The 1,671-nt window shown below is 61.6% G+C and carries 1 protein-coding gene, 1 tRNA gene and 1 pseudogene; 2 read left to right on the forward strand and 1 reads right to left on the reverse strand.

Translation table 11 applies throughout. The features are described 5' to 3' along the window. A pseudogene (locus AC1DT2_RS22630) lies at positions 1–176 on the reverse strand (histidine--tRNA ligase); the annotation flags it as partial. Between the two features lie 170 nt (positions 177–346). Here AC1DT2_RS22630 and AC1DT2_RS22635 point away from each other — a divergent pair. Both AC1DT2_RS22635 and AC1DT2_RS22640 read left to right on the forward strand, forming a co-directional pair. Beyond that, positions 347–423, forward strand: a tRNA-Pro gene (locus AC1DT2_RS22635). 165 nt (positions 424–588) lie between these two features. Beyond that, a partial coding sequence (locus AC1DT2_RS22640; protein ID WP_477298889.1) for a serine hydrolase domain-containing protein occupies positions 589–1,671 on the forward strand: 1,083 nt, incomplete at its 3' end.

Raw genomic sequence — 1,671 nt, forward strand, 5'->3', positions numbered from 1 at the left:
CCGCCGCTCTTGGTCAGCAGCACGTCGCTATGCTCGATCACCGGCGTCTCGATCGGCAGGAAGCCGAATCGCTCGTAGTTACGGCGAATCGTGTCCAGCATGCGCTGGAAGGCGATCTGGTCGAGCGGAAGAAGCTCGAGGACACCAGGCATGGTGCGGGCCGGGGTGAGTGCCATGCAATTCCTCTTCGGACAGGCTATACGGAGGCCGCCACGCGGCAGCCGCATAGATTAGCAGATGGCCGCCGGCCGCCCCGCGCTCATGGCGCCCTGTCAGGCATTTGTAAAAAAGATGCGACGACCTGTTGCGAATCGACAGGGTCATGGCTAATATACGCGGCTCCCGTCGGGGTGTAGCTCAGCCTGGTAGAGCGCTACGTTCGGGACGTAGAAGTCGCAGGTTCGAATCCTGTCTCCCCGACCAATATTCGAAGAAATCAGGCCCTGAAAACCGCGTCAAGCGAGCTTTCAGGGCCTTTTTCTTTGGGCCACTCGCCCATGTGCCGAAAGTACGGAGGCCCACCGGCACGTACGCCCTCGTCACTACCCTCCTACGATGCATTCCGTCATTCATCGGAGCGGGGGCGCCATGGTCAGGAACTTCATAGGCATGTTGATGACCTTCGCGCTCTGGCATGCGCAGGTGGCGCACGCGGGCACCTCCATGGCGATGCAGGTCGATGACGTTGTGGCGAAGGACATGGCCGCACGGCACACGCCTGGCGCCTCCGTCGCCGTGATCAAGGACGGCAAGGTGGTGCTTGAGAAGAGCTACGGCGTTGCCAGCGTTGAACTGAACGTACCCGCCACGAACGCGACCCTGTATCCGCTTGCGTCCACGACCAAGGAGTTCACTGGCGTAGCGATCATGACGCTGGTGGAGCAGGGAAAAATCTCGCTGGACGACTCGGTCAGGAAGTATCTTCCCGAGCTCCCTGCCTCATGGGCTCCCGTAACGATCCGCCATTGCCTTTCCCACACATCCGGCCTTCCGGACAATGTGGCGGACGACACCGTCAACGTACTTCCACTGGCCGGGACCCGTGCTGATCTGATGGCATTGCTTGCGACCAGGCCGGTCAAAGCGCCGGGCGCATCCATGGCCTACAACCAGACGGGATTCATGCTGCTCGGGGAGATCATTGCGCGTGTCAGTAGCATGCCTTATGAGAGCTACATCAACGACCGTCTTCTGAAACCGCTCGGCATCACCGGCCTGCAGTGGGGTGATACGTGGACGCTTATTCCGGGTCGTGCCTCCCTGTACACCGCGCTGCAGCCTACGGCCGACCACTCGAAGCTTCAGCTCGATGCGAAGGGCGCACCGGTCATGTCGACCGACGGCATCCATCCCTTCGGCTCGAAGATCGCCACGGAGTGGTTGATGCCCGCAGCAGGGCTGAGCGGCAACATCGAGGCCATGTCCACGTGGGAGAACGCGCTCTGGACCGGAAAGGTGATCAAGCCCGCAAGCCTCGCCCTGATGGCGAAGCCGTACGTGATGAGCGACGGTAAAACGGGCGACTTCGGCCTTGCCCTCATGCACGACAGCCAGCAGGGTCACGTCACGGTGCACACCGGTGGGGGCGCCGCCGTCTGGATCACCACGATTCCCGATCAAAACCTGACCGTGATCGTGCTGACGAACCTGCAGGCCTCCCAGCCTTACAAG

This window comes from Luteibacter sp. P4_E6 (assembly GCF_056401535.1).